Origin of the sequence: Tumebacillus lacus, assembly GCF_026410385.1 — a bacterium.
In the GTDB taxonomy this organism is placed as follows: Bacteria; Bacillota; Bacilli; order Tumebacillales; family Tumebacillaceae; genus Tumebacillus; species Tumebacillus lacus.
Window position 1 is genome coordinate 73,457 of sequence record NZ_JAPMLT010000004.1, and the last position, 26,373, is coordinate 99,829.

28 protein-coding genes are annotated in these 26,373 nt (G+C 57.5%); 17 read left to right on the plus strand and 11 right to left on the minus strand.

What is annotated here, in order from left to right:
* Position 1 precedes the first annotated feature (1 nt).
* Genes OS242_RS09705 through OS242_RS09730 form a run of 6 tightly spaced genes read left to right on the plus strand, consistent with a single transcriptional unit; the run spans position 2 to position 6,422 of the window.
* Entirely contained in the window at positions 2-463 is a 462-nt protein-coding gene (locus tag OS242_RS09705) for a type II 3-dehydroquinate dehydratase (RefSeq protein WP_267151486.1), read from the plus strand.
* Between the two features lie 26 nt (positions 464-489).
* Entirely contained in the window at positions 490-2,184 is a 1,695-nt protein-coding gene (locus OS242_RS09710) for a carbamoyltransferase family protein (protein WP_267151487.1), read from the plus strand.
* A gap of 3 nt (positions 2,185-2,187) precedes the next feature.
* Positions 2,188-3,360 carry a radical SAM/SPASM domain-containing protein gene (locus OS242_RS09715; protein ID WP_267151488.1) on the plus strand — a complete coding sequence of 391 codons (1,173 nt, stop codon included), beginning with the start codon at positions 2,188-2,190 and terminating at the stop codon, positions 3,358-3,360.
* Positions 3,357-4,556: a DegT/DnrJ/EryC1/StrS family aminotransferase gene (locus OS242_RS09720; RefSeq protein ID WP_267151489.1), complete on the plus strand. Its 1,200-nt coding sequence runs from the start codon at positions 3,357-3,359 to the stop codon at positions 4,554-4,556. The genes OS242_RS09715 and OS242_RS09720 overlap by 4 nt, the downstream gene beginning before the upstream one ends.
* Before the next feature lie 2 nt (positions 4,557-4,558).
* Positions 4,559-5,398: a sugar phosphate isomerase/epimerase family protein gene (locus OS242_RS09725; RefSeq protein WP_267151490.1), complete on the plus strand. Its 840-nt coding sequence runs from the start codon at positions 4,559-4,561 to the stop codon at positions 5,396-5,398.
* Positions 5,391-6,422 carry a phosphopantetheine-binding protein gene (locus tag OS242_RS09730; protein WP_267151491.1) on the plus strand — a complete coding sequence of 344 codons (1,032 nt, stop codon included), beginning with the start codon at positions 5,391-5,393 and terminating at the stop codon, positions 6,420-6,422. Before OS242_RS09725 ends, OS242_RS09730 begins: the two co-directional genes overlap by 8 nt.
* Before the next feature lie 13 nt (positions 6,423-6,435).
* Here the strand turns inward: OS242_RS09730 and OS242_RS09735 are convergent, their stop codons facing one another.
* The 3 genes from OS242_RS09735 to OS242_RS09745 form a co-directional block, all read right to left on the minus strand.
* Positions 6,436-7,449, minus strand: coding sequence for a BtrH N-terminal domain-containing protein (locus OS242_RS09735; RefSeq protein WP_267151492.1), 1,014 nt, complete (start codon positions 7,447-7,449; stop codon positions 6,436-6,438).
* Positions 7,450-8,004 (minus strand): hypothetical protein, encoded by a 555-nt coding sequence (locus tag OS242_RS09740; RefSeq protein WP_267151493.1) that lies wholly within the window; start codon positions 8,002-8,004, stop codon positions 7,450-7,452.
* A gap of 165 nt (positions 8,005-8,169) precedes the next feature.
* Entirely contained in the window at positions 8,170-9,006 is an 837-nt protein-coding gene (locus tag OS242_RS09745) for a squalene/phytoene synthase family protein (RefSeq protein WP_407702109.1), read from the minus strand.
* Positions 9,007-9,272: 266 nt separating this feature from the next.
* Between OS242_RS09745 and OS242_RS09750 the strand changes: the two genes are divergently transcribed.
* The 5 genes from OS242_RS09750 (at position 9,273) to OS242_RS09770 (ending at position 16,533) form a co-directional block, all read left to right on the plus strand.
* A complete protein-coding gene (locus OS242_RS09750) occupies positions 9,273-9,617 on the plus strand; it encodes an MmcQ/YjbR family DNA-binding protein (protein ID WP_267151747.1) in 345 nt (114 codons plus the stop codon).
* Positions 9,618-13,439, plus strand: a complete 3,822-nt coding sequence (locus OS242_RS09755; protein WP_267151495.1) for a hypothetical protein — start codon at positions 9,618-9,620, stop codon at positions 13,437-13,439. It abuts the gene before it with no gap.
* 32 nt (positions 13,440-13,471) lie between these two features.
* Complete coding sequence (locus OS242_RS09760; protein ID WP_267151496.1) at positions 13,472-13,900, plus strand: hypothetical protein; 429 nt, start codon at positions 13,472-13,474, stop codon at positions 13,898-13,900.
* 56 nt (positions 13,901-13,956) lie between these two features.
* Complete coding sequence (locus OS242_RS09765) at positions 13,957-15,528, plus strand: catalase (RefSeq protein WP_267151497.1); 1,572 nt, start codon at positions 13,957-13,959, stop codon at positions 15,526-15,528.
* A 189-nt stretch (positions 15,529-15,717) separates the two neighbouring features.
* Positions 15,718-16,533, plus strand: coding sequence for a M15 family metallopeptidase (locus tag OS242_RS09770; RefSeq protein WP_267151498.1), 816 nt, complete (start codon positions 15,718-15,720; stop codon positions 16,531-16,533).
* A 39-nt stretch (positions 16,534-16,572) separates the two neighbouring features.
* Here the strand turns inward: OS242_RS09770 and OS242_RS09775 are convergent, their stop codons facing one another.
* Entirely contained in the window at positions 16,573-17,439 is an 867-nt protein-coding gene (locus OS242_RS09775; RefSeq protein WP_267151499.1) for a hypothetical protein, read from the minus strand.
* A 184-nt stretch (positions 17,440-17,623) separates the two neighbouring features.
* Here OS242_RS09775 and OS242_RS09780 point away from each other — a divergent pair, with 184 nt between their 5' ends.
* Entirely contained in the window at positions 17,624-18,016 is a 393-nt protein-coding gene (locus OS242_RS09780; protein WP_267151500.1) for a hypothetical protein, read from the plus strand.
* Positions 18,017-18,085: 69 nt separating this feature from the next.
* Here the strand turns inward: OS242_RS09780 and trhA are convergent, their stop codons facing one another.
* Together trhA and OS242_RS09790 are read right to left on the minus strand one after the other, a co-directional pair.
* The gene (gene trhA, locus OS242_RS09785; protein ID WP_267151501.1) at positions 18,086-18,724 is read right to left on the minus strand and encodes a PAQR family membrane homeostasis protein TrhA; all 639 of its coding nucleotides are present in this window, start codon (positions 18,722-18,724) and stop codon (positions 18,086-18,088) included.
* 90 nt (positions 18,725-18,814) lie between these two features.
* Positions 18,815-19,015: a hypothetical protein gene (locus tag OS242_RS09790; RefSeq protein WP_267151502.1), complete on the minus strand. Its 201-nt coding sequence runs from the start codon at positions 19,013-19,015 to the stop codon at positions 18,815-18,817.
* A gap of 134 nt (positions 19,016-19,149) precedes the next feature.
* Here OS242_RS09790 and OS242_RS09795 point away from each other — a divergent pair, with 134 nt between their 5' ends.
* Genes OS242_RS09795 through OS242_RS09815 form a run of 5 tightly spaced genes read left to right on the plus strand, consistent with a single transcriptional unit; the run spans position 19,150 to position 22,522 of the window.
* The gene (locus tag OS242_RS09795) at positions 19,150-20,397 is read left to right on the plus strand and encodes a WXG100 family type VII secretion target (RefSeq protein WP_267151503.1); all 1,248 of its coding nucleotides are present in this window, start codon (positions 19,150-19,152) and stop codon (positions 20,395-20,397) included.
* Positions 20,397-20,831 carry a hypothetical protein gene (locus tag OS242_RS09800; protein ID WP_267151504.1) on the plus strand — a complete coding sequence of 145 codons (435 nt, stop codon included), beginning with the start codon at positions 20,397-20,399 and terminating at the stop codon, positions 20,829-20,831. The genes OS242_RS09795 and OS242_RS09800 overlap by 1 nt, the downstream gene beginning before the upstream one ends.
* A 15-nt stretch (positions 20,832-20,846) precedes the next feature.
* Complete coding sequence (locus OS242_RS09805; RefSeq protein WP_267151505.1) at positions 20,847-21,647, plus strand: hypothetical protein; 801 nt, start codon at positions 20,847-20,849, stop codon at positions 21,645-21,647.
* Positions 21,648-21,653: 6 nt separating this feature from the next.
* Positions 21,654-22,085: a hypothetical protein gene (locus OS242_RS09810; protein WP_267151506.1), complete on the plus strand. Its 432-nt coding sequence runs from the start codon at positions 21,654-21,656 to the stop codon at positions 22,083-22,085.
* Complete coding sequence (locus OS242_RS09815) at positions 22,082-22,522, plus strand: hypothetical protein (RefSeq protein ID WP_267151507.1); 441 nt, start codon at positions 22,082-22,084, stop codon at positions 22,520-22,522. The genes OS242_RS09810 and OS242_RS09815 overlap by 4 nt, the downstream gene beginning before the upstream one ends.
* Before the next feature lie 180 nt (positions 22,523-22,702).
* On the opposite strand, the gene OS242_RS09820 is transcribed toward OS242_RS09815, so the two are convergent.
* The 5 genes from OS242_RS09820 to OS242_RS09840 all read right to left on the minus strand — a co-directional run bounded on the left by OS242_RS09820 (position 22,703) and on the right by OS242_RS09840 (position 26,283).
* Positions 22,703-24,115 (minus strand): radical SAM protein, encoded by a 1,413-nt coding sequence (locus tag OS242_RS09820; protein ID WP_267151508.1) that lies wholly within the window; start codon positions 24,113-24,115, stop codon positions 22,703-22,705.
* The gene (locus OS242_RS09825) at positions 24,108-24,869 is read right to left on the minus strand and encodes a prolipoprotein diacylglyceryl transferase (RefSeq protein ID WP_267151509.1); all 762 of its coding nucleotides are present in this window, start codon (positions 24,867-24,869) and stop codon (positions 24,108-24,110) included. The genes OS242_RS09820 and OS242_RS09825 overlap by 8 nt, the downstream gene beginning before the upstream one ends.
* The gene (locus tag OS242_RS09830) at positions 24,866-25,120 is read right to left on the minus strand and encodes a hypothetical protein (protein WP_267151510.1); all 255 of its coding nucleotides are present in this window, start codon (positions 25,118-25,120) and stop codon (positions 24,866-24,868) included. The genes OS242_RS09825 and OS242_RS09830 overlap by 4 nt, the downstream gene beginning before the upstream one ends.
* Positions 25,121-25,217: 97 nt before the next feature.
* Entirely contained in the window at positions 25,218-25,838 is a 621-nt protein-coding gene (locus OS242_RS09835; RefSeq protein ID WP_267151511.1) for a YIP1 family protein, read from the minus strand.
* A 100-nt stretch (positions 25,839-25,938) separates the two neighbouring features.
* Complete coding sequence (locus tag OS242_RS09840; protein WP_267151512.1) at positions 25,939-26,283, minus strand: hypothetical protein; 345 nt, start codon at positions 26,281-26,283, stop codon at positions 25,939-25,941.
* Positions 26,284-26,373 lie beyond the last annotated feature (90 nt).

Sequence of the window (26,373 nt, forward strand, 5' to 3'; positions counted from 1 at the left end):
TATGTACCGTATCGCACTCGTCAACGGTCCGAACATGAACCTGCTGGGCAAGCGGGAAGTGGGCGTGTACGGCACCGAAACATTGGAGCAATTGAACCGGAAGTTGCAAGCGCTGGCGGCGGAGCTCGGAGCGGAATTGATCCCCTTCCAGTCGAACAGCGAAGGGGCGATCATCGACTTTTTGCATGAGACGGGGCAAACGTGCGACGGCATCGTGATCAACCCGGCCTCGCTGTCCCAATCCTACCCCATCGCCGAAGCGATCACCGGCATTCAGGTCCCGGCTGTCGAAGTGCACATGTCGAACATCTACGCCCGTGAAGCCTGGCACAGCAAATCGATGATCGTGCCGGTGTGCGTGGGGCAGGTCGTCGGCTTTGGCGGCGGCAGTTATTCACTCGGGCTGCGCGGCCTGTTGGAACACCTTCGCATCCAGGACACTGTCAGAGCAAACAACGCATAAGAGCGACATCTACTCGGAGGTGCATCATGTATATTCTCGGTCTGGGCGGGTCTGACCACGATGTGTCGTCCTGCTTGTTGAAGGACGATCAGATCTTGATCGCGATAGAAGAAGAGCGGGTCACCCGCAAAAAATACGGGTTTTATTCCAATCTCCTGTTTGGACACAGCCGCAACTATTGCTTGCAAAACGCGGGCATTCAATTGGACGACGTGGAGTTGGTCGTCGCCGACGCGATTTTGGCACCGACCGCTTCCCACGCCGTTCGCCACCGCATGCACGTGTTGAACCACCATCTGGCGCATGCGGCCAGCGCCTTTTATCCGTCGCCGTTTGAAGAGGCGGCGATCCTCGTCGTCGACAACGCGGGCGGGCTCGTGTCGTTCAACGGCAAGACGGGCATCGAGACGGTCACGTACGCGGTGGGCAAAGGCAATGAGATCACCGTGCTCGACAAAGTGATCGGCGATCAGTACGGCGAGGCAGACGTGTCGACCGCCGGCAAAGCATATCAACTCGGAGACCCGAACAACTCACTCGGTCATTTCTATAAAATAATCTCGCACTATTGCGGGTTCGATTTCCTGAACAATGAGAATTTCTACTTCACCGAAGACGGCAAGACGATGGGGCTGGCTCCGTACGGCACCGACCGGTACTATGATCAGATCCGCCCGTTCATCCACCTGCTGCCGGACGGCGGACTGCGCATCGATCTGCACACCGGCGAGCTGCAGAGCCTGCTGGAAGACCTGACCCGCGAAGAGTTGACCGGCGAGGACGAATACCGCCGCAAAGCGGACATCGCGTGGGCGGGGCAGAAGTGCCAGGAAGACGTGATGATCCACTTCGCCAACAGCCTGTATGAAAAGACCGGCTTGAAAAACCTCTGCATCGCGGGCGGCTCCGGCTTGAACAGCGTCGCCAACGGCAAGATCCTGAAACAGACGCCGTTTGAAAACATCTTCGTGCAACCGGCGGCCGGTGACAACGGCACGTCGATCGGCTGCGCGATGTGGGGCTATTACATGCTCAAAGGCATGCCGCGCACGCCGAACGACCGTCTGCGGATGGATCACGCCTACCTCGGGCGCAGCTACTCCGATGCGGAGATCGAAGAAGCGTTGACGCAGTTCCCGGATCTGGAGTTTGAAGTGGTCGAATCGCCTGCCCAAGCGGCTGCCGAACGCATCGCGGCCGGACAGATCATCGGCTGGTTCCAGGGCGGTTCGGAGTTTGGCCCGCGCGCGCTCGGACACCGTTCGATCCTCGCCAATCCGACCCTGCCGCACATGAAGGACGAGATCAATCACCGGGTCAAATTCCGCGAAGGGTTCCGCCCGTTCGCTCCGGCTGTGCTGGAAGAGGCGCAGAGCACCTATTTTGATCTGGACCAAGTCTCTCCGTTCATGCTGATCGTCTGTGACGTCGTGCCGGAACATCGCGCCACGCTGCCGGCGATCACGCACGTCGACGGCACCGCCCGCGTGCAGACGGTCACCAAGCACGGAGCGCCGGAGTTTTACGAGTTGATCGACAAACTGGGCGCGATCACCGGCGTGCCGGTCGTGCTGAACACGTCGTTCAACGTCAAAGGCGAGCCGATCGTCGAGACGCCGCACGACGCGATGCGCTGCTTCTCCGGCACGAACATGGACACGCTGATCCTCTCCCACTATGTCGTCACCAAAAAAGGCGCGGCTCTCAAAGGGGGCGAATAAGCGATGGTCCAGCCTTGGGTGCAAGAACGGCCGCACACCGCTTATCTCTACCCGACGCTGCTGTGCAACCTGCATTGCGAGATGTGCTATTCGGGCAGTCACCAGAGCCGCGAGCGGGCCAAAGAGGAGATGACGCTCGCCGACTATGAGCGCATCATCCCGCAGTTGTACGACATCGGGGTCCGCACGTTCGACATCTCCGGCGGCGAACCGTTTCTCTCCAAAGACATCTTTGCCCTGTTTCGGATGATCAAAAGCTACCCGGACACGAAACTGCTCGTGGTCAACAACGGCACGCGTCTGCGCGCCGTGATGCCGGAGTTGGAAAAACACCTCGACCTGATCGACCGCATGTACATCTCCATCGACTCGCCGGTCGCCGAGGAGCACAACAAGATTCGGGGCAACGCCCGCGCTCTGGAAGAGTCGCTGGCCGGGATGAAAGCGGTGCAGGCGACAGGCTTTGACCGGCTCGGCACCAACATGGTCGTGATGCGGCAAAACCAGCATCGCGTCAAAGAAGCGTTGACGTTCGCCCATGCGCAAGGATTTCGCTACGTCAACCTGCTTCGTCTGATCGACGTCAAGCAGGACGGCACCACGCAGGAGGACAACGCGGACGGCCGAGGCATGGATCGTTCGTACCTCGATGCGCTGGAGTGGCTGGAAGCGTATGCGGACTCCGGGCAAAAAGAGCCGATGGAGATCACGATGGTGTTCCCCGGCGGATTTTACGAGGCGTATCGGAAAAGCCCCAAGCGGCGCAACTGGCCGGACGGGATCTCGTTGAAAGTGGAGTTTGACCCGATCCGCGGCTGTCCGGCGTTTGGCAACTCGGTGATCGTGTCCTCGACGGGCGAGGTGACCGGTTGCACGGCGTTCATCACGCAACAGCCGTTCTACACGGGCAATGCGAAAGAGATGACGATGGAGGAGTCGCTGGCTTCTTGGTCGGAACAGCGCGACCGACTGCGCGAACGTGAACAGTTCTTGAAGACGCAGGAGCCGTGCAAAGGCTGTGAGCATTGGCAGATGTGCCGCGGAGGTTGCCCGGCCACTGCGTACAAATACTACGGTACGATCATGCGCTCCGACCCGACCTGCGTCAAAGCGTTGGAAAAGGGCATCGTCCCGCCGGAGCCGACCGATCTGATTCATCTGGAGGATGCGCGATGAAACACATTCCGAACTGGCCCCAGTTTGATGAGACGGAAGCGGAAGCGGTCGCAGCGGTCGTTCGCAGCGGCAACTGGTGGCGCGGTGCTTACGACTCCCCGGAGGGCAATCCGACCGGGGAAACAGGCGCGGTGCAACAGTTCGAGCGGGCGGTCGCCGACCTGCACGGCGCCGCGTACGGACTGGCGGTGAGCAGCGGCACGATGGCGCTGGACATCGCCGTCCGGGCCCTTGGCATCGGGCCGGGCGACGAGGTGATCACCACCGCGTACAGCTACGTGGCCACCGCCACCTGCATCCTGCAAAGCGGCGCGACGCCGGTGTTTGCCGATCTCAATCCCGATACGTGGAACCTCGATCCGGGCGCGGTGCGCCGTGCGATCACGCAAAAGACGCGGGCGATCATCCTCGTGCATTTCGCCGGTCTTCCGGTCGACATGGATGCCTTGCTCGAGATCGCGAAAGAGCACGATCTGTACGTGATCGAAGACGCGGCCCATGCGTTCGGCGCAGAATGGCGCGGTCGCAAAGTCGGCGCCATCGGGCACATCGGCTGCTTCTCGTTCCAAGGCTCGAAAAATCTCACCACCGGCGAAGGCGGCGCCATCGTCACCAACGACGAGACGCTGGCCACCCGCTGCCGCTCCCTGCACATGGCGGGGCGCGTGATCGGCGGCGCGTGGTACGACCACGAACGCCTCGGCTGGAACGGCCGCATGACCGAGTTCCAAGCGGCGATCGGTCTGGTCCAACTGCAACGCTTCCCCGATCAGCAACAGCGTCGGGAAGCCAATGCCCGTCGTCTGGCGGCAGGACTGGCCGAGGTCCCGGGGATCTCGGTGCAGACGGAACCGGGCGAGGACGGGGTGCATGGACGCCACCTGTTCTGTTTCCGCTATGAAAAAGACCAGTTCGGCGGCCTTTCTCACAAGCGGATGTACATGGCGCTGCGTGCGGCGGGCCTGCCGGTGTTGACCGGATACGGCCGTCCGATCTATCACAACGACGTGTTTGCCGAGTTTGACGCGGTCGAGTGGGCGGAGCGTTGCCCGAACGCGGAGCAGTTGTGCACCAGCGGCTTCTGGCTGCACCATGCCGTGTTGCTGGCCGAACCGGCGGAGATCGATGAACTGGTCGAAGCGATGAAGGGCGTCAAGGCCCGCTATCATAAAGAAAAGCCTCAGAGGACGGTGTGAGGATGAAAACAGGTGTGACGATCTGGGCGTTTCCCGGCGGGCTGCTCGGCCGCACGCGGGTGGACAAAGCGGCGGGAGAAGCGCTGGCAGCCGGTTTTGACGGTCTGGACGTGAGCTTGACCCAAGTGGGCGATGTGTCCCTGCGCTCCAAACCGGCGCAGTGGAACGACCTGCGACAAAAGGTGAGCGAGGCCGGGTCGTGCATCCAGAGCGTGTCCACGCTGTTGCTGCACGACTTCCCGCTGACCAGCGGCGACCCGGAGCGGGCGCAGACGGCGATGCGCATCGGGACGGCGATGCTGGAGGCGGCCGCCGCTCTGGAGGCGCCGACGGCAGCCCTTTCGCCGGGACATGTCAATGAGACCGACTCCTACGCCGACTGCTACCGGCGGGCGTTGGAGCAGGTGGGACAATTGAGCCGACGTGCGGAAGAGCTGGGCGTGACCCTTTGCATCGAAAACGTGGTCAACCGGTTTTTGCTCAGTCCGCTGGAAGCGGCGCAGTTTTTCGATGCTGTCGGCTCGCCGGCTCTGGGGTTCTGCCTCGACACCGGCAATGCCCGGCTGCAGGGGTATCCTGAGCAGTGGATCGACGTGCTCGGCTCCCGCATTCGCAAAGTGCATGCGACCGATCTGAAAGTTCATTCTCCGCTGCATGCCGAATTTACCGACGTGGGCGCAGGCGATGTCGATTGGACCGCCACGCTGGCCGGACTGCGCAAGATCGGCTACAACGGCCCGCTGATCGCCGAATTGTTTGCGTCGGACAAGCGGCCGTACACGGAGCACTTGCAGATCAACGGCGCGGCGTTGCGCAGACTGGCGGAGGCGTTCCATGCGTAAGGGTCCGGTCTTGCTCATCAGCCCGCATCCGGACGATGCGGCCTACTCCTTGGGAGCCGCTTTGCAGAGCCGGAGCAGCGCGCGCGACGTCCATGTGCTCAATCTTTTTTCCGAGCAGGAGTACTCCGTGCTCGGCGAATCGGGAGAGGCGGCGAAACGGCGCATCTTGGCGGAAGAGGAGCAGGCGGCCCGCACGCTCGGCTTTCACGCGGACAACGCCGGATTGCCGGAAGCGGGTCTGCGCGGATACAAGCGGCTGCGCGACATGATCGGTGGCACGGCCGAGCCGTGGACGCTCCCGCAGGAGCAACCTTTCTTTGAAAAGGGTCTCGCCCTGATCCGGGAGCGGCTGGCGAGTCTGCAACCGGCGTGGCTGCTCGCGCCGCTCGGGGTCCAGCATGTGGATCATCTGCTCGCCGCCCGGATGGCGGTGGTCGTGTGGCAGACGCACGCGCCTGCGGACACGCGTCTGCTCTTTTACGAAGATCTGCCGTACTGCACCGACCGGAGAGCTGCCGAGACAGCACGCGCCAAACTGACCCAGCAGGGGCTCACCTTGCGATCGCGGTTGCTGCGAAGCGGAACAGACCGGGACTGGCACAAGGCGGACGCGGTGAAGCTCTACCGGAGTCAATTGCGCGACCGGCAAGTGCAGGTGATCGTCCAGTACGGTCACTCTTTATCCGATGTGCCGGCCGAACGAGTCTGGCTCGCCGGCCGCATGAAGGGAAACAGCGTGTACGAGAGCGGGGGATACAGCATGGAGATCTTGTTGCAGGAACTGTCTGCGAAAGTGAAAGTGCTTTTGGAGACGGATCGCGAAGTGGAAGCGGATGCGGAGCTGAAACAGTCGGGGTTTGACTCGGTGTTGATCATGCAATTGATCGTGGAGTTGGAGCAATCGTACGACATCGAGTTTGACGATGACGACATGTTGCAGGAAAATTTCTCGACGATCCGCAAAATCGCCGAGCGCATCGAGCTGAAACGGGCCAAGCATACAGAAAGTACCTCGCTGCAGTAGCGAGGTACTTTTTTTACGCCGTGATCGCTCGGTGATACTCGTCCAGCAGGAGGATCAGCGTGACTTCCTGCTCTTTCAACCGTTCGAGGCGCGGGCGCAGTGATTTGAGCGACTTGACCCGGTCGAACATCGCCTTCAGGCAGAGGTTGGAGTAGATCAGATAGTCTTGCGCCAGTTGTTTGAGATGCGCGGACAGCTCCGTGCGCTGCTCCAACGCGCCGGCATCGACCGCCTCCAAAAACTCGGAGAACAGGAAGCGGGACGAAGCCATGCCTTTGAAGTTGTTCGACATGATGTTCAGGATCACCTGATGCTCCGCCGATTCTTCCACGGCAGCCAGTTTCTCCAGTGCCACGTCAAACACCGACAGACCTTGTGCGACGATGATCAACTCTTCGGTGATGATCGGATCGTCGATCGGCTGACCGACCGCCGAGTCACCCGTCAGCGCCGTCAGATTGTCGGCGATCGCCTGTTTGTACTGATCGACAGACGGTCTGGAAAAGCCTTGCGCGTCAATCGTATAGCAATGCGCTTTTTCAAACTCCATGTTGGTCGTCACGACGAGCATGCATTCATGAAATTGACCTTCTTCCATCTCGCCTTGGAACTGGTAATAGTGATCGAAGAGCTGATAATGGCCCTCGCGATACCCGGTCACCGACAGCCAATGAGCCGCGTGCTGCGTCTGGAAGGTGCGGCAGAACGGCAGGTTGAACGTGTCGACGAGGCAGATGATCGACCGGCCCGCGTCCAAGTGGGCGTGCAGATACGCTTTCAACTCCGGCTCGGTCGAAAATTCGCTGTGGCTGGCTTTGATGCCGGAGAAGCGGGAGATCTCGTCGCTCATCGAGAGGATCTTCGGCTGGTAAAAAACCAGATCTTTCGGATTTTTAAACGCGTAGAGCTTGCACTCCGACCACAGCAGTTCGGTGGGCGCATGCGGTGCGACGATCTGGTTGACCAAACCGGTCAGACAATCGTGATAAGGATGCAGATCTTGGGCTTGCGCTTGTGATTGAGTCATCTAGAAGTCACCTCGCAGCGTGATGGCAAAGATGTGCATAAACGGGTTGTCCCCCGCGCGGATCGTGTCAAAGAGGATCGGTTCGGCAAGAGTTTCAAAATGACCGTAGATCGAAGCGGTCACGTTGGTCAAATCCATATTTTTCGCGCGAATCAACGGGCAGCGGATGACGGTCGGCTCCCCGAACCAGCCTTCGTTGTTGCCGAAGTTCGACAGTTTGACTTGGAAGCGATGGACGACCTGTCCGTCGAGGAGCAGTTCAAACGTTTCAAAATAGCTGCCGTTGAAACAAGCGCCGAGCAGATCGATCTGATGATAGGCGGCACGGGGCACGCCGATCTCTTGGGCTTCCAGTTCCATGTTGTCATAGCCTTCTGCTGTTTTGACGGGAAACACAAAGGACTTGTCCTCAAAGACGACAGCCGAGCCGTAGGCGGGCAAGTGCTCAGCCGGATAGCAAGACCCGACAGGAGTAAATCCGCCCGTCCGGTCAGCGGCTGTGCAGGTGCCGGCATTGTTCAGAAAAGGGGTCAGATCGACATGAAATGGCTTCAAGCTGTGTTCACTCCCGGTGTCTAAATTCTAAACTGATATTCTAGTAATCATATTCATTATAATACGAATCTTTCAAACAATCTATGAGAAACGACTCGGTTCCCTTGGCTGTGCATACAAAAAAGACGACCTGAGAACAGGTCGTCTTTTCTCTTGATCCAAACGCTAGGAGGGTTTCCACTCGCTGCCGATCACTTGACCGACCAGCCGCACCACTTCCAGGCGGCTGAGCTTTTCCTTGCCGGCGGCGATCTCTTTGAGCGACCCGTGGGCGAGGACGAGGGGGATCTTACAAAACGTATGGATCGTCGTGCCGGGTGTGAGGCTCTCGACGTAGCGGTCGGCCATCGCCAAATTGCGCTCCGCATAGGCGAACATCTCGGCAAACTCCCAGCTCTCCGGGAAGAAGTTCACGCCCCGGGTGCGGTCTTCCACGCGGTTGCGAATGATGTTGACCGCCTGCAAGCCCCGGCCGAACGCGACCGCCTGCTGACGATCGGTGTCCAGATCGTCCGACCACTTCCAGAGATCGGAGAGCATCAGCCCGACCAAGCCTGCGACATAGTAGGTGTAATCGTCCAGGTCGGCCTCTGTCTGAATGCGCCATTCCTTCGCCACCCAGTCGGCCATGCCCTCGGCCATCTCGGCGGTCGATTGCAAGATCTTGGCGGTGATCGTCGGCGGGCTGAGTTCGATCCACTGGTCCAACTCCAACGTCACGTCCGGCAGAATCGATTTGTACGGATGGAACAGAGAGTTCAACTCGGTGCCGGAAAACGGTCGTTTCAAGATCCCCGCCACGCTGCGCAACAGGTGCACTTTGTCGGTGGACGGCAGATCCGGGTGGTCTTCGATCTCGTCGATGGCCCGCATGCACAGATAGGCCGATGTGACCGCTTCTTTCAATCCTGGCGACAAGCGTGAGATCGGGATAAAAAAGGTACGGCTGGTGGCCTTCAACATCGCCATCGATCTCTTATATAAATCAGTCATTTTCCGCATCTTGAAGGAATTCCTCCGTTTCAACTCTCGCCGGTTCCATATTTTTATCTATTATAACGGAAATGAGGACGTAAAAACAGTCTGTGGCAAAACCGAACGATTGACACGCTCACCGCAAGCGACTGCTCACCGGATGCCTCCCCTTGGTGATAAAAAATCATGATATGATAGAGATCAGTACCTGATGTTCTCGAATTCCAATTCATAATAAGGAGGACACAAAATTGAGCGGCGAAAAACGGGTGACTTCGGAGCGGGGCCAAGCCATGCTGGCAAAAGTGCGGGAGATCTGTATGCGACTGCCGGAGGTGGCGGAAGCGGTGGACAAATTTGGCCATACGTCGTTTCGGGTGAAGGACAAGCCATTTGTGATCATGGGCGAACAGGAGAACGAGGGTGAGTCCGGGCTGTCGCTGGCGATCAAAACGCTGCCGACAACGCAGGAGTTGTTGTTGCAGCAGGAAGGGTATTTTAAGACGCCGTACATCGGACAACATGGCTGGACTTCGCTGGTGACGGCCGGGGAGCCGGATTGGGCAGAGGTGGAAGGGTATCTCTATGAAGCGTATCTGCGCACCGCACCGAAGAGTCTGGCAAAGTTGGTGAAGTAGATGCTGGGCAGGTCAAACAAGCGGTCGCCGGAGCCGGGCGACTCGACGGCACGCGGGGAACGGGGCGGTATGACGGAGCGGCCCGCGACGGCGCTCGATCATCAGGTCATGCAGATGCAGCGAGCGTACGGCAACCGCGCGGTGATGCAGTTTCTCAAGGCGCGGTCCTCTGTCGCCGGCCATCGCCGGATTCCTATCCAGCGCAAACCGGTGGCGGATCGGATCGAGGACACGCGTCATTTTCATGATGATCAGAAGCCGGATTTGAAGCTGGTCCGGGAAGATCCGTCCTTCTTCCCGGCAGGACATGAGGACATCGTCGAGTATCGGCTGAAAGATATGTTGCAGCCGATCTATTGGCACAAAGTGAAGGAAAACTACTACACCGCTGTCACGTGCGCGGACGAAGAGTTGTTTGCGGTCGACGAATATCTCGGCAACAAACAGTTTGGCGCGTGGCTGGAAACGTACAAAGAGGTCGAACACGCGACGCATAAACTGCCTCCGAAAAACAAGGAGAAAGACGCGCTGTCGATGCATCTGCTCCAGCAGTTTTTCACCAACGCGCTGTTGAACACGGAGGAGGTGGCCCGGTTCGATTACCAAGCCTCTCCGTTGAACTACCAAGGGGAAAACACATACATCCGGGCGGCTGCGACCAACATCGTCCGTGTGTTGCAGGATCAGCTGAACAAAGTCCACGATGAGGAAAAGACGTTTCTTGCGCAGGATATGAGCTTTCGCCGGGTGATGCATCAGGTGTTTTCCGAGATCATCATCGAGAAAGATCCGGATGAGGAAACGCTGAAAAAGAACATGCAGCCGCTGGCAGACAAGATTCGCCAATTTCTGGAGCAGCGCAAGGCGGAGAAAGACCTCTACGATCAGGAACTGGTCGAGGCGGCACGGGTCAAGGAGTTACACGAGCAACTGCCAAAGGTGGAGATCGGAACGCTGTCCGTCAAGGAGCAAGGGGTGCAAGACCTGCATAGGCTGCGAAACCTAGCGTCCGACCTGAAGATCGACACCTATGACGGGATCGCCCCCGTGCTGGAGAAGGCACGTCTGGACCTGCAAAACGTGAAGATCAAAATCGAAGAGCTGCAAAAACAACTGGAAAAAGAGCCAACCTCCGAAGAACAAAGCACAGAGTCCGGGGTGAAGAGCGGTGTCTCCGTGACCAAGAGCACAGGCTCCGAAGAAAAGAGTGCCCCTTCCTCGACGAAGAAGAAGGCGGTGTCTCCCGAGTTTTTGATCGGGATCGAGAGAAGGAAAGAGGCGGCATTCGAGGAGAAGGTCAACCAACTGGAAGCCCTGCTGGCCGCCGCGAACCGAGTGATCGCTCAGGATGAAGGGGCCAGACAGCATCTGAAAGCAGGCGCATGGAAGGTGCCGTTGAAACAACTGTTTGATGAGCAGGTCCTCGCCTTGGACGAAGACACCGCCTTTTCCAACGGTGCCCGTGAACTGATGAACTTGGAAAACAAAGAACGCAAGCGCATCGACTCGCCATTCGTGTGGATGCACGGTCTCGATGCGCAGATCAAAGATTTGACCTTCGTGGATTTTACCGACGTGCTGAGCCAAGAGTCGGACGTCAAGACCGTGTTTGGCGAAGGCGGACTGGCCGAAAAAGCGAAGGTCGCACTGCGGGAAAGAGTCAAAGAGGATACGATCCGCTGGTATCTGCAGGACAAGTGTCCGGAAGAAAACTATCCGGGACTGGATCGGGAAGAGCTGTTCCGCGTGTTCAGCGCCTATCTGGCTGCCGTCGCGCAGAAAGGCAAGAAAGAGCCGACCCAACTGCCGGAATTTGAAACTTTGCACAACTTGCTCGCCGCTCACCATGTTGAAAAGGAACAAGATCCGGAGGAACTGAAACAGACGGCGCAAGGACTCAGCGAACTGTTGGGCGAGATCCAGGCATCGAAGCGAATCTCCGCCTTGATCGTCAGCGGCGGGATGATTCGTCTCAATAAAGACACGTATGACCAGCCGGCGCTGCTCGTGTCTGACAAAGTCCTGACCGCGCAGATCAACTCCGCTCTCGGCAAATCGGGCAGCGTCCCGACGCCGACCTATGCAGCCCGCAAACTGCTCGGGCAAGGCGTGCCGCTGAAAAAGATCGTGTCGGAGATCATCCAGAAACAGGCGGAGCGGGGCACCGCCTCCGAGACCACGAAACAAAAACTGAACAAAATCAAAGGAGACATCGCCTCCTTTACACCCGACGACCCGGAAAAAGGGTATCGGTCGGTCGTCGGCGCCGTTCATCACATGAAGACGCTGGACGAGCAATTCGAGGAGTTTGCCAGTCTGGCCAAAGTCGAGCAGGACTATGTTCGGCTGTTGGCAACGCCTGTGGTCAAGATGATCGACACACTCGGTCTGTTGAACGAGGACAGCGAGTTCCCGGCACTCGCCAAAGAACAACTCCACACCCATCTGGCCGATGCGGTCCACAACCAAACGCAGATCGTGCAGTTTGTTCGCAGTATCCAGAACATTCACGAAATGATCATCCTCGCCTTGGAAAAAGACGAGGCGGCGGTCAGCGACGATTTCAAAGCGGATTTTCCGGCCGGACCGGAGGGCGGGGCCAAGTCGCCGCATATGACGCACTACGGTTTGGCCGCCTATTCGCAGGCGTACAACGCGGCCGTCAAACAGCATCAGGCGGACGGTCGGGACGGGATGAACATCGAGGCGTTTTACAACATCTACTTCGAGATGATGGAGCAACTCGTCTACACGCAGCGGGCATCCGGTGAGAACGTCACGCTCCACGCACCGCAACACGTCCAGTCGTTTTTGCAGTCTGAGAGCTTCCAGACGATGCGGGTCAAACACGCGCAGAGCAACTTTATCGCCATCGACATTCACCCGAACGACGCAGCCCGCAAGGAGATGGCGCGGCAGGACATCGAGGACCTGATGAAACGGCTTTTTGAGGGAGCCGATCCTGATTTCAAATGCACGGTCTTCGTCGACGTGACCCTCAACCACATTGATGAGGAAGAGGTGCACAAACTGGTGCAGGAGACGGCCGCCCCGTATATCGAGTCGGGTCAGCTCAACCTCGTGTTCAGCCAAAGCCTCACCAAGTTTGCTCAGTACGGCATGGACAAACACAGCGGCGGGCTGGTGTTCCATTACAACAAGGGGGAGAAATGGGCCGCGTTCAACCAATACATGCAGGAAGCGGCCCAGAAGGACCGCGTGGATCCGACGATCCAAAAGTATTTTCAACTGCTGTTCCAAGAGACGAAGGACGAGCAAAAGCAGTATCTGAAAAAAGTGCGCACCAACACCGAGTACGTCTACAAAGAGCTGCAGAAGACGTTCGCCAAGCTCAAGATCGACAAAAACGTGATCGGTCTCTTCGAGAATCGGGATGATCAAACGTGCTACGTGACGTTCCACTATCAGGAGTTTGCGGCTGAACTGTTCGCTTTGAGTCGGGATGCGGATGCGGAGATCAAAAAGTTTGCCCACGATATTTTGGAGAACGGGCTCAACGCGCTGATCGCCAAACTGAATCTGCCGCTCAACATGCGGCAGTCGTTCGGCTTCCCGCTGTCCAACTTTGGCGATATCGAGCCGGGGATTCGACTGACGGTCGGGATCGAGGAGAAGCGGACGCTCGATCAATACGTGCAGGTCATCTCCTATATCGAAGGAAAGCTCGACAGCGTGATCAAGGTCGAGGGGACGGACCGGTTGAAAGATCAAAAAGAACGGCAGAAACTGCTCTTGGAATGCGTCGAGCAGATCAAGAGCGCGGAAGACCTGGAACGAGAGGTACAGACCTTGTTGGCGTAACGGATCAAAAGAGGGAGGGAGTGACGGAAACGATGGATCTCTATACAAAGAACGGCACGATCATCCGCGCGCACGAACTCAACGCGGAGATGACCGAGGTGGAGTTTGAATTTTTGGTCACTAAATTTGAGCATGCCTTGCTGTACAGCATCACGGCGATGTATCTGGCGTTTGTGAAGCAGTCGCAGATCGAGTTTGCTCTCTCTTCGTTCACGAGACGGAAAGCGGTGCTGCACACAAAAGACTTTACACCGGACGTGCAGCGCAACCTGATCGACGCGGTCTTGCGGGCGGAGCAGCACACGACGAGGCTGTTGGATTTGGCCGATCTCTACTTTTACGGAGAAGAGGACAAAGGGGTGGTGGAGACCTGTACCTCGGAAGCCTTGCGGGCGTATCAAAAGACAGAGTTTGTGGGCAAGAAGTTTCTCGAAGCGATTGCCGAAGTGCTCGGAGAGTAAAGGGGAGGCAGTTGGGCAAGATTTCCTAGTGAAGGTTTTCATTAGGAGGTAGCGGCATGGACAAAGACGATCAACAAGAATTGACCAACCGACAGGGCCATCCGATCACAGATAACCAAAACATCCGTACCGTCGGCCGTCGCGGTCCGTCGACGCTGGAGAATTATGACTATCTGGAGAAAATCACCCACTTTGACCGCGAGCGCATCCCGGAGCGCGTGGTGCATGCCCGCGGGGCAGGGGCGCATGGCGTGTTCGAGGCGTACGGCACGGTCGGTAACGAGCCGATTTCGAAATACACGCGGGCAAAACTGTTCCAGGATACAGGCAAGCAGACGCCGGTGTTCGTGCGGTTTTCCACGGTGGTGCACGGCAACGCGTCACCGGAGACGGAGCGCGACCCGCGCGGGTTTGCCGTGAAGTTTTACACGGAGGACGGCAACTGGGATCTGGTGGGAAATAATTTGAAGGTCTTCTTTATCCGCGATCCGTTGAAGTTCCCGGATATGGTGCATTCGTTCAAGCCTGACCCGGTCAACAACATCTCCAACCCGGAGCGGATGTTTGATTTTCTCTCCTTGACGCCGGAAGCGACGCACATGGTGACGTTCGTGTTTTCGCCGTGGGGCATCCCGGCGAACTACCGCCAGATGCAAGGATCGGGGGTCAATACCTACAAATGGGTCAACCAAGCGGGCGAAGCGGTGCTGGTCAAATACCACTGGCAACCGCTCAAGCAAGGTCTGCGCAACTTGACCGCCAAGGAAGCCAGCGAGATCCAAGCGCACAACTACTCCCATGCGACGCAGGATCTGTATGAGGCGATCAAGCGTGGCGACTACCCGGAGTGGGAACTGTGCGTGCAGATCATGAGCGATGACGAGCATCCGGAGCTCGATTTTGATCCGCTCGATCCGACAAAACTGTGGCCGGAGGAGCTCTTCCCGTTCCTGCCGGTCGGCAAGATGACGCTCAACCGCAACCCGGAGAACTATTTTAATGAAGTGGAACAGGCGGCGTTTGGTACGGGGGTGTTGGTCGACGGGCTGGACTTCTCCGATGACAAACTGCTGCAGGGCCGCACGTTCTCGTACTCCGATACGCAGCGGTACCGGGTCGGGACGAACTATCTGCAACTGCCGATCAACGCGCCGAAAAAGCACGTGGCGACCAACCAGCGGGGCGGGCAGATGGAGTTTCGAGTCGACCGCGCGCCCGGTCAAAATCCCAGCGTCGACTATGAACCGTCTTCGCTGGGCGGACTGAAGGAAGCGACGCAGAGCGGAAACGATCATGAGCCGGAGTATCACGCGAAATTGGTGCGGCAGAAGATCGACCGCACCAACGATTTCAAGCAAGCGGGCGAGACGTACCGCGCCTTTGAAGACTGGGAGCGCGACGAGCTGATCCAAAATCTCGTCGGGACACTGTCCGTCTGCAAAGAGGACATCCGCGAGCGGATGATCGGTTATTTCACCGAGGCGGACTCCGACTACGGCCGCCGCGTGCGCGAAGGGCTCAAGGACGAGTTGGCGAAACGAGCAGGCCAAGCGCACACCGGCACAGCGGAGGCGGACCGGGCGGTCGACGACGCGAAAGGGATGGGCGGTCGAACGGACGGGTACTAGAAGAAGGAAGAGCAGCGTTCCGTGAGGGAACGCTGCTCTTTTTGGTTGACGTACACATAATCTTCTTTGATGTCGTAGTTGTAACTGTACATATCTCGTAAGAAATTTTATCTGAACGCCGATACTAAAAAAATAGCCTCAAGTCGTGTATGATGGGGAGAGGACGTTTTGGATGCAGGAGGCACATTTATGAATAAAACCGCAGTCGCGCTTTTGATATGCACGCTCTCCGTCTCGCTGTTGGCGGGATGCGAGACGAAGAAGTTTTTTGCTCCGACCCAGGATACTCCAAAGACGACACAACCTGCTGAGCAGGAACATCAACCGGCAACATCGCCGAAGCCGACTCCTGACCCGGCTATGCAACAAGGGCAGCAACAAAACACGCCGCAAACGGTCGATACAAAGCCGGACAGCTATACCGTTTTGGTGAACAAGCAGTACTCGCTGCCGAAAGGATATGTGCCGGCCGATCTGGTCAGCGACCCGACGATTCCGTTCACGTTTACGGGAGAAGCGGAGCGGCGCATGATGCGCAAGGAGATGGCGCAGGCGCTGGGCCGGATGTTTGCCGCTGCCAAACAGGACGGGATCTTGCTGGCCGGGGTGTCGGCGTATCGTTCTCATGCGACGCAGGAGGCGTTGTTCAACGGCTATGTGCAAAGGGACGGGCTGGAAAAGGCCAAGACCTACAGCGCCGTGCCGGGCACGAGCGAGCATGAGACAGGTCTTGCGGTTGACGTGTCGGGAGCGGACGGGAGATGCCAGGCAGAGGATTGCTTTGGCGGGACGAAGGAGTCAAACTGGATCGTCGATCATGCGGCGAAGTACGGCTTTATCATCCGCTACCCGCTCGGCAAAGAGTCGATCACCGGGTATCAGTACGAGCCGTGGCATCTGCGCTATGTGGGCGTGAAAGTCGCGCAGGAGATCGCGGAGAAAGGGATCACGTTGGAAGAGTATTACCGCGTGGTGCCGGTGGCGAAGCAGGAAGCAGGCAAATAACAAACAGGAGTTCCCTCTGCGGGAACTCCTGTTTTTTTGTCAGCTGCAGCCAAGGCCCGTGATGGTGCCGTTTGGCAGTTGGACTTCACCGGTGGTGGAGAAGAACGCGTTGCTGGGATTGGTGCCGCCGATGATCAGGGTGTAGCGGTCAAACTGAGCGGAAGTCGGCAGGGAATCGCGGAGTACGAGTTCGAACGTTTCCAAGCTGGTGGTGTTGTCAGCCAGCGTGACGAGGCCGGTGCCGGTCACGGTGATCACGCAGGCGCCGTTGCCTTCGCGACGGCAGACGACAGACGTGAAGGTCGTGCCCGTGATCGTCGCCGGTGCGACGTTGAACGTGAAGTTCAAGTCGGTATCGGTCGCGTCGGCATAGGCGAAGTTGTAAACGCTGGTAGTCAAGGTGTCGCTGCAGATGCTGCCGTCCGAAGACAGGGTGCCGCCTTGGCGAGGGTCGCCGTTGACCTGTACGTTGTTTTGAGCCGAATTCGGAGCGATCAATGCGCCGCAGGTGCAGGGGGGCAGCGGCGGCGGGCAGTCGGGACCCGGAGTCGGGATGCCGCATGCGACGTTGCCGATCTCCGCATGCACGTCGGCGCCGAAGGACAGCGGGACGTTGACGCAGAGCACTTGGGAGACGGTAAATTTGCAAGACTTGGTCGGACTCTTTGTGAAGTCGGAGCAGGGGCCGAACGAAATCGGACCCAAACAAGTGACCGTCGGGGTGCCGGGGGTGACAAACGGAGTGATGGTGACGTCTGCCTCCACGCAGACTTGGTCGCTTACCGTCTGTTCACAAGCGACAATGTCTTCGCCGGGGGTTTGTTGCGGCGTGACACGTGGCGACGAAGCGCTCGGAGTGGAGCCGCTGCCGCCGCAACCGCAAGGGTTTTGGTTGTCAGATGCCATGAAAGCATCTCCTTTCTCGTGTTCTTACTTTATTAGATGCACGTCTGTGGACGAGGGAAATTGACACATGCTCATCTATTTCGTCGTTTAGGTAGGCGGATTGCTCATCTTTCGAATGGGTGATGGAAAACGAGTGCAGATGTCCATATACTATCGAAGCATGATCCTGCGAGGGGGAATCTGTATGAAGAGGAGGAAGGGGCTGTGGGTGCAGGACTGTCTGCCCTGCCGATCTGTTTCACTCGCATATGAGGAAGCGCGGATGGAAGAGCCGACGGAAGAGTCAGCCCGTGTCGTGGAGCCGGTATCGAACGGATGCGTGCAGTATGTGCACAAAAAGATTCGGGTCGAGGCGCTGGTGACGGTGAAACCGACGGTCGGTCTGGTCAAAGGGGCGGTCGTCTCGTGTCGCCCCGTCAAACGCAAGCGTCGCAAAGGAAGACGAGGCCCCTGTACGAAGATCCGCAGGACCTCGCACAGATCGTGCACGTTTCGTGTGTCGCAGGATCTGATGGTCAAGATCCCGTTGAAATTTGGCGCGGATGTGTCGGTGGAGCCGGGGGGGACGACTTGTTAGCCGTTTGCTTGCTGAGTGTGGAAGAAAGAAAGGTCAACCCTCGTGCGTGAGGGTTGACCTTTTTTAGGACTACGCGATGTATTGCTCGACCATGAAGAAGTGGAGCACGGCTCCGGCGGAGACCCAGAGGTGGAAGATCTCGTGGTGGCCGAAGCGGTTGGGGAAGAAGTCGAACTTTTTGGTGCCATAGATGATCGCGCCGATGGTGTACGCCACACCGCCGAGCACCATCAGAACGAGCGCACCGGTCGGCATGGTGTCGATCAGTTTGACGAACGGCACGACGGCGATCCAGCCGAGCCCGACGTAAAAGATCGTCGAGACGGAGCGCGGCATGCCCATGAAGAACAGCTTGAGGATCATGCCGACGGCAGCCAGCGACCAGACGAGGGTCAGCATCGTCACGCGCCACGTACCGTCCAAGGCAAAAGCAAAGACCGGCGTGTAGGTGCCCGCGATCAAAAGGAAGATCGAGACGTGGTCAAATTTGCGCAGCCACAGCTCCTTTTTCGGAGTGGTGTAGACCGCGTGATATAAGGAACTGGCCAGGAAGAGCACGATCATCGAAATGCCGTACACGACCATCGCGACGGTCTTGCCCACGCCGCTCGATTCGACGAGCAGCACGATCATGCCGACAACAGCAAACAGGCAGGTGATCAAGTGTGTCCAGGTGTTGACAGGCTCTTTAAAGCGCAAAAACCGCATGGTGTCGCCTCCAGATGAGTTGTTTGCTTTATCGTACCATAGCGGGATGCGCGGGTGAAGCTGATTTTGACTGGCGAGTGCAAAAGTAAGTTACTTTCGCAAGCGTCCGATCAGCCAGAAGACAGCGGCGATGAGGATCAACAGCACCGCATAGAAGACGACCGAGAAGCCGATATACGAGCGGGAGTTGTCAAATTCGACGCCGAACAGACCGGCCACAAACAGGGGGATGGTGGCAAACAGGAGTTCAAAAAGCAATTCAAAGATGGAGTCTTTGAGATAAACAGTCATTGCAAGTCACCCTTTCTTTCTTTGATCATACCAATTTTCCAAGAGTCAGAAAACAGGCAGCTGTTCGCTACTGGAAAATATAACAACAATTTGATATTCTACTTAAATAAGGATCGAAATAGGGGTGAGGGGATATGCAAGCAAGGTTTAATACCGGGGTGATCAAACAAGGCGCGATGCGCTTCCAAGCAGCTTCCCAAGAGATGCGCGCGAACGCGATGCAGATCGGGAAAATCGCTGCTTCTTTGACGCAGACTTCGTGGAAGGGCCGGGGTGCCCGCGCTTTTGAGGAATTGACCACCCATTTGCAGCAAGACAGCAACGAGGCGAGCACGGCGTTCGGTCAGGTGGCGCAGGAATTGAATGCGCTGGCGGTGCAGTTGGACTCGGTCAATCAACTGCATGTCCAAGCAGATCGTGTGGAGGATGAGATCGAGTCGGTGGAGCGGCAGTTGCGGCATACGGAAGATCCGAGCCGACGGGCGTCTCTTCGCACCGAATTGTCGCAATTGCGCTACCGGCAAAATTCGATCCTCGCCGATGCGCAGAATCGGGAGCGGTATGCGGACAAGCGAGCACAGGCCAAATTTGATGAGATTGGACATCGGGCAGACAAATTGCACTACTCGACAGGTGTGCCGGAGCGTCTCAAGCCGGGCAGTCAAGTCAAGTTTGAGTGGAGTGATCTGTTGTTGCCTTCCGGGATCGCCGGGCTGATGATCTCCAAAGGCATCAAGTTCCGTCATGATCCTCGCAATCCCAAAGTGGTCATCATCTCCACGGCCGAATGGATGCGCGGGCAGTCGAGATTCCAATGGTGGAACAAGATGGTCAAAGGATTTAATAAAGTCTTGGTCAAGGTGCCAGGTTCGGAGAAGACGGTGGCGCGCACGCTGAAGGACCTCACCGGGATCAGTGCCAACCTCACGCGCATCGGGATCAACAAGATCCCGTGGCATATGGCGAAGCGGGCTGTCGGTCCGGCGAGCATCGTGTTTACCATCTCAAGCGAAGTGAAACCGCTCACCGAATCTTGGAAGAACAACTCCAAGACGGCGGAGTCGCGAGAAGAGTTTTGGAAAAACTTCGGCCAAGATGCGGCGAGTTCGGTCAATCGCATTCTCTTCAAATCGCTGGGTGCGATCGGCGGAACGGCTGCCGGAGCGACCGCAGGGTCGCTCGCGTCACCGGCCGGCACGATCGTCGGCGGGGCGGTCGGCAGCGTGCTCGGGGAGAAAGCGGGCGAGTGGGTGGCCGAGCAGACCGACTGGATCGCGCGCAAAGCGGGCGAAAAGGCGGGTGCCGGTATCGCCAAGGCGCTCAATACGTATGACAGCGTGAAGGACAAGATCAAAGGGTTTGACTGGAGCCTCGGGTTCTGATGACGAGGAAACAGACGCTCATACACAATGACAAGGGCGAAGCGTTGAAGCGCTGGTCGGCATGTGCGGGGATGGTGGGAGCGAGTGCGTTTGCGCTCTATCTGGGCATCGTCGACGACAAGATGCGCTGGACGGTGATCGGCGTGATCGGGCTGTCGTTCTTTTTGTACTATTTCGTCCATTACCTGCGCTATGTGCTCACGTCCCGCCTGTTTTTGGTGCTTGATGAGCAGGGCGTTGCATCGGCGGACGGGACGATACACGTCCGGTGGGAAGACGTGGAACATTTTTATTTTGACCGCACGAAATCGTCGATCAAGCTGGTGGCTTGGACGAAGCGTGAGGAAGAAGTGGCGTTTCCGACCGCCTCGGTCGTGTCGATCCCAAAGGCCACAAAATGTTTGGAACAGTACGGCGCGAAAGTGCTCGGGTAGGAGGCAGAAGACAGCATGAGAGAAGAGCGTCACTATTCGTTGTCGGTGGAAGAGTTGATTTTGGCGATGTACGTGATCGGTCGTCAGGAAGCGGCGGCCGGGCTGTTGCAACTCAGTTTTGATCCGATGTCCGATCAGGAGTTGGAGATCCGGTTGGTGACGGCGGGGCATTCGCTGGCAGCTCGCGGCTGGCTGACGGTCGATGAGCAGGCGGGGACGAAAGAACTGGATGCGGGGTTGACCGCTGCCATCTTGCCGCTGTGCGAGGCGGCGTACACGTTGCGCTTCACCAAACAGGTGCAGGGGGAAGAGGTCGCAATGGGCATCCACGTGGCGTCGGACGGGCAACTGACGGTGCATCGATTGGAGAAAGGCTTTAATCACCGCATGGAGGTTCTCTCCGGGCCGGAAGAGATCTTGGGTGCGGTTCAGTCGTTCTTTGAGCTGACCTGGCAGGAGCATTCGGACGAGACCTTTGAGACGACGGTGCGTCAGGAGTTGGAACAGACCGCCGCACAGGAAGCAGAGGAACTGGAGACGCTGCTCGCCGATTCCGGCATGCCGGAGCCGTTAAACGGCTGGTTTGCCGAGGATCTGACCGAGTCGGAAGACTGGTGGACGGTGCTGCGCGTGGAGTATACCGAAGAGCGCGAACCGCAGGCGGAGCGCGGGTTCCTGCTGCTGAGCGGCAAGGAGCGGTTTTGGCTGCTGCGACCGAGCGAAGGCGACGAAGGCACCGAGGATGACGCATTCGCCGTCGAACTCGGGACACGGGAGTCGCTGGATCGGGATCTTGCGGCCTTGATGGAAGGGTAGAGCAGGATGAAGAACGCACAGACCGTTGTGCATAATGATCGGGTAGAGGCATTTAAGAAGTGGTTTTTGTCGTTGCTGTTTGTCGTAGGTGGCGCGTATTTTACTAATCTTGGGATCGCGGAAGATAGATTGCGTTATACGGTGATCGGGGCTATTACATGTGTTTTCTTCCTATATCCGTTGTATCACTACACGAGGTATGTGGTGGTCAGAAAGCCTTTGTTGGTTCTCGATGAAGACGGGGTTTCGACAGAAGATCGTTCTCTGCTAGTGAGATGGGAAGAAGTCGAGCATTTTTATTTTGACAGAGGGCGAGCGTTTGTCCGATTGGTAGGAAAGAAGAAAACAGGCGAGTTGGTTTCTTTTCCGACCCACTCAGTGATCGCGATTAAGAAATTATCTGCTGTTTTACGAGCGTTTGGAGTGAAAGTTTTGTGAAGCAGATGAACAGCAAACAAATCACGGTTCGAAACGATAAGAAGGAAGCTTTTAAAAAGTTTGTGGTGGTCATCGGATTATTGGCGATGAGTGCGTTTGTGCTGGATTCGGGTCTTCAAGATACAGCCCTTTTCAGTCTCCTAGTAGGAGGAGCGGGTGTTCTGGTCTGTCTAGGGTTGCTCGTTTACTATGGGAAACATCTGGTGGCAAGTCGCGAGTATTTTGTTTTGGATGAGTCGGGAATTCGTGCCACGGACGACTCGTTTCAGGTGAACTGGGAGGATGCGGAGCGGTTTTATTTTGATCGCGGCCGAACTTTCGTCCATCTGGTCGTCAAGACGAAGCGGGGCACGGTCCTGTCCGCGACGACAGGGAATGTGATCTCGGTGAAAAAGTTGACTGGCTTGCTTCGGGAGTACGGTGCGAAGGTCATTTGATAGAGGAACGAAAAGATAGGTCAACCCTTGATCGCGGGTTGACCTTCTCATCGTTACTTGCTCGAAAGTACGCTCTGGATTGGTGTAGGTGCTCGTGTAGCTGTAGGAGTTGTCTTCTTCACCACTTCAAACAAGAAAAAGAGCGCCGGGCATGCAGCCTGAGCGCTCTTTTTACCTGCCTTACAAAACGGTGATATCTTCCCCGCGTCGCAGAGCTTCCAACTGAGCTTCTTTGTCGCCGCGGTAGAACATGTTGTACGTGTCGAACGGGATGATCCGGCCGTCCGGGTGGACGATGTGGACGCAGGATTTTTTGACCGAGCGGACGTCGAAGTTGTGCGGGTCGAGGAACTGCATGATCAGGACGCGGAAGACGTTGTCGTAGCCGATCCCTTCCGGCACGGTGACCATCGGCAGGCAGCAGAGCAGGCTCTGCAACGACAACGCCTGCGAGGACGGCGACAGATTGGTCGCGAACAGTTCGAAGATGCGGTCTTTCAGCGTCTCGTCGCGTTCGAAGACGATGGTGTTTCGGCCGCCTTCGAGCAGGATGTTCGGGTCGATCAGTCCGGTCAGCGGCATCACTTGGTCGCCCAGTTTCAGCGCGTAGCCCATCGCCAGACAGTCCGGGTGGCAGGGGACGGGGATGATGTCCTCCGGTTTGAACACGCCCGACTGGTCGATGATCATCTGGCGCACCTCGCTCAAGGTCAGCCGGTCGGTCGCCGGGTCGAACTCTTCGAGGCGGCCCGCCGCTTGGATTGGTTGGAAGGTGACGCCGCGCACCGCTTTTTGTTTCATGCCGTACTGGATGATCTCGCCGACTTCGTGGTCGTTGAGTCCCTTTTTCAAGGTGACGACCAGCGTCGTGGAGATGTTAAATTCGTTCAGGTGCTCGATCGCTTTTTTGCGGATCTCGCGCAGGTCTGCCCCGCGCAGTTCGCGCAAGGCAGACTCTTCAAACGAGTCGAACTGCAGGTAGATCTCAAAGCCCGGCATGTAGGTCGCCAATCGCTTCACAAACTCGCGGTCCTGCGCGATGCGGATGCCGTTGGTGTTTAGCATCAGGTGTTTGATCGGCTTGGACTTGGCGAGGTCGAGGATCTCGAAGAACTGCGGGTGGATCGTCGGCTCTCCCCCGGAGATCTGCACGATGTCCGGCTCACCTTCGTTGCGGACGACGGCGTCGAGCATCCGGTCGATCTCCTCCAGTGAGCGGATCATCTCTTGATGCGGCGATGATTCGGCATAGCAGATCGGGCAGGCGAGGTTGCATCGCTCGATCACCTCGACCAGCGTCAGGCAGGAGTGCTGCTCATGGTCGGGGCAGAGGCCGCAGTCATAGGGGCAGCCGTACTTGATCGGCGTGTTCCATTGCAGGGGCATCTCCGACGGCTTGATAAACTCGCGGCACCGCTTGTAGTACTCGACGTCGGTGGAGATCAGGACTTTCTCCGGGCCGTGCGTGAAGCAATGTTTGTGCAGGTAGACGTTGTCGTCCTGAATGATCACTTTCGCCTCGACTTTGCGCAGGCAGGTGGAGCAGATCGAGTTGGTCAGTTCATAGAAGAGATAGGGTCTGTTTTTAGGCATGCACGGTCTCCTTTTCCGCCGGGGTCGGCCGCCGCCAGCGCGAGATCAGACGGCCGTAGTATAGCAGGCCAGCCAGCGCGGCGAGCTGTATGTTGTTGAAGATCCAGTATTCGTGCGGCGTCGGTTTGATGAAGTCCGCGCAGAGGCGGAACAGCAGGTAGCCGAACATGAACAGTTGAAACCGTGCCCCTTCCGGCAAAGGACGGTGCCGCAACAGAAGCAGCCCCCCGGCCAGCAGCCAGAGAAAGGCGATCTCGTACAATTGGGTCGGATGGCGCAGCACGCCGTCGCCAAAGTCGATGCCGGTGATCCACGTCGTCGGTGAGCCGTGCGTGTGGTCGTCAAGTCCGGTCAGAAAGCAGCCGATCCGGCCGAGCGACATGCCGACGATCAACGGCAGAGCAAAGTCGTCACCGGTCGAGCGCGTCCAACCGATGATTTTTTTCATCAATTCGACGCCGATCAAACCGCCGAGCAGTCCGCCGACGATGGTCTTGCCGCCCATGAGATAAAACGGGTCGTTCCAATGGGCGAGCGTGAGAGCGGGCGACTCCAGCCAGGCCAAAAGTTTGGAGCCAAAGGCGGCACCAAGCGTCGCGCCGACGATCACCCACATGCCTTGTTGCATGGGAATGCGCTCTTTGTTGCGGGTCCACAGGTAGACGCGAAATCCGATGAAGTAGGCGAGCGATTCGAACAGGAGATGCGGGTGGATCGTCAAGGGGCCGAGGTGGAGGTAGAAAGGGAAGGTCATGAGAACACTCCCATGCCAAAGCAAGCGACGGAATTCAACAGGAATGTCACGCCGCCTGCGATCAATGCGCCTTGGGCGATGCCGACGTTTTTCAGGCCGAGCAGACAGATCGGCACGACGTAGACGACCTGCACGAAGCCGATCAGGAGATAGATCGGGAACATCTCCAGCATCGCGATGATCAAGATCGCATGACAGAGCAGGACTAGACCGATGCCGATCCAGATGCCGTTGCGTTGCTCTTTTTTCACTGGTTGGTGCCTCCCCTATTCATAATACTCAGATTATCGCTGATTTTGGATAAAAAAACCACCTCTCCGGCGTGCGGAAGAGGTGGTTTTTCTGCGTTTAAAACGTAAGAGCCGCCAGAAGAAAGCCGAATAACATCGCCAAGAAGAAACCGACGAACAACAGCAAAAGGAACGGGATGATCTGCGCGACCAGGCTCTGCCAGAAGGACAGGCCATGCGCTTCGCCGAGGCATTTCAAGGCGACGATCATCGCCCATGTTTGCACGATGAGTTCCAATACGAGAAGTGTCGGATGGACATTCTCGGCGCCCGTTTGAAAAACAGCCTCTCCATGCATCAACAGGTCCGGAATCCAGAACAGAATGCAAGAGATCCAGGGGATCTGCCCCCAGAGGATCGCTTGCCGAGTCGCTTCCGTATCGCCGATGCCGCCGTTGAAGCGGTAGAAAAAGCGGGTGATCGGCGGCAAGATGTACATGTAAATCATCGCATTCAGCAGGGTGTGCAGCGCGATGATCATCCAGACGGTGAAAAGCGGTCCATCGAGACCGATCGCGTTCGATCTGGCTGAGGAATAGGCGGTGACAAAACCGCCGAGCACCGCCAGCCCCCACATCATTTGCGGCGAGCGGGGATGGGCGAGGACTTCGCGCATCGTGGCGCGCGGTTGGAGCCAGATCGAGAACCAAGGATTGAGTCGTTTCGTTTGTTCTCCCAAAATGTACACCTCTGCCCACAGGGATAAGTTCAAGGGGCAGTATAGCATGGTTGTCAGACGATTTCAGCAGGGGGTTGCTTGCAGATCAGGGAGTCCTTTCCTATTGTTCAGGCGCACCGCCGCCTTCGGTGCCCCCGACCTCAGGATCGTCCGCTGTGCCGCCGAAGGGCTCGGGGCCGATCATGTCGCGGCAGACGCTTTTCAACTCCTGCAAGCGGCGGATGAAATCGTCGAGATCGCCGAGATGCAGAGTGTCGATGTGCCCGTCACCGGCGGGATTTTTTTCGCCTTTCGGGACGTTGTGGTACACGTGGAGTTCCAGCAGTCCGTCGTGGCGCACGTTGGCGTCAAAGTAGCCGTCCGGGTCTTGCAGTTCCAGACCGAGCAGCATCCCGTCTTCTCCTTGGTGCCGCCGGGTCACTTCCCAGTAGATCGGTTCGTTCATCTGTGTCACCTCGTTTGTATCCTGTCCGCTTTTTTCCAAGATCATGACTAGTAGTGATGTGAAATGTATTTACACGTATAAGTATTAATC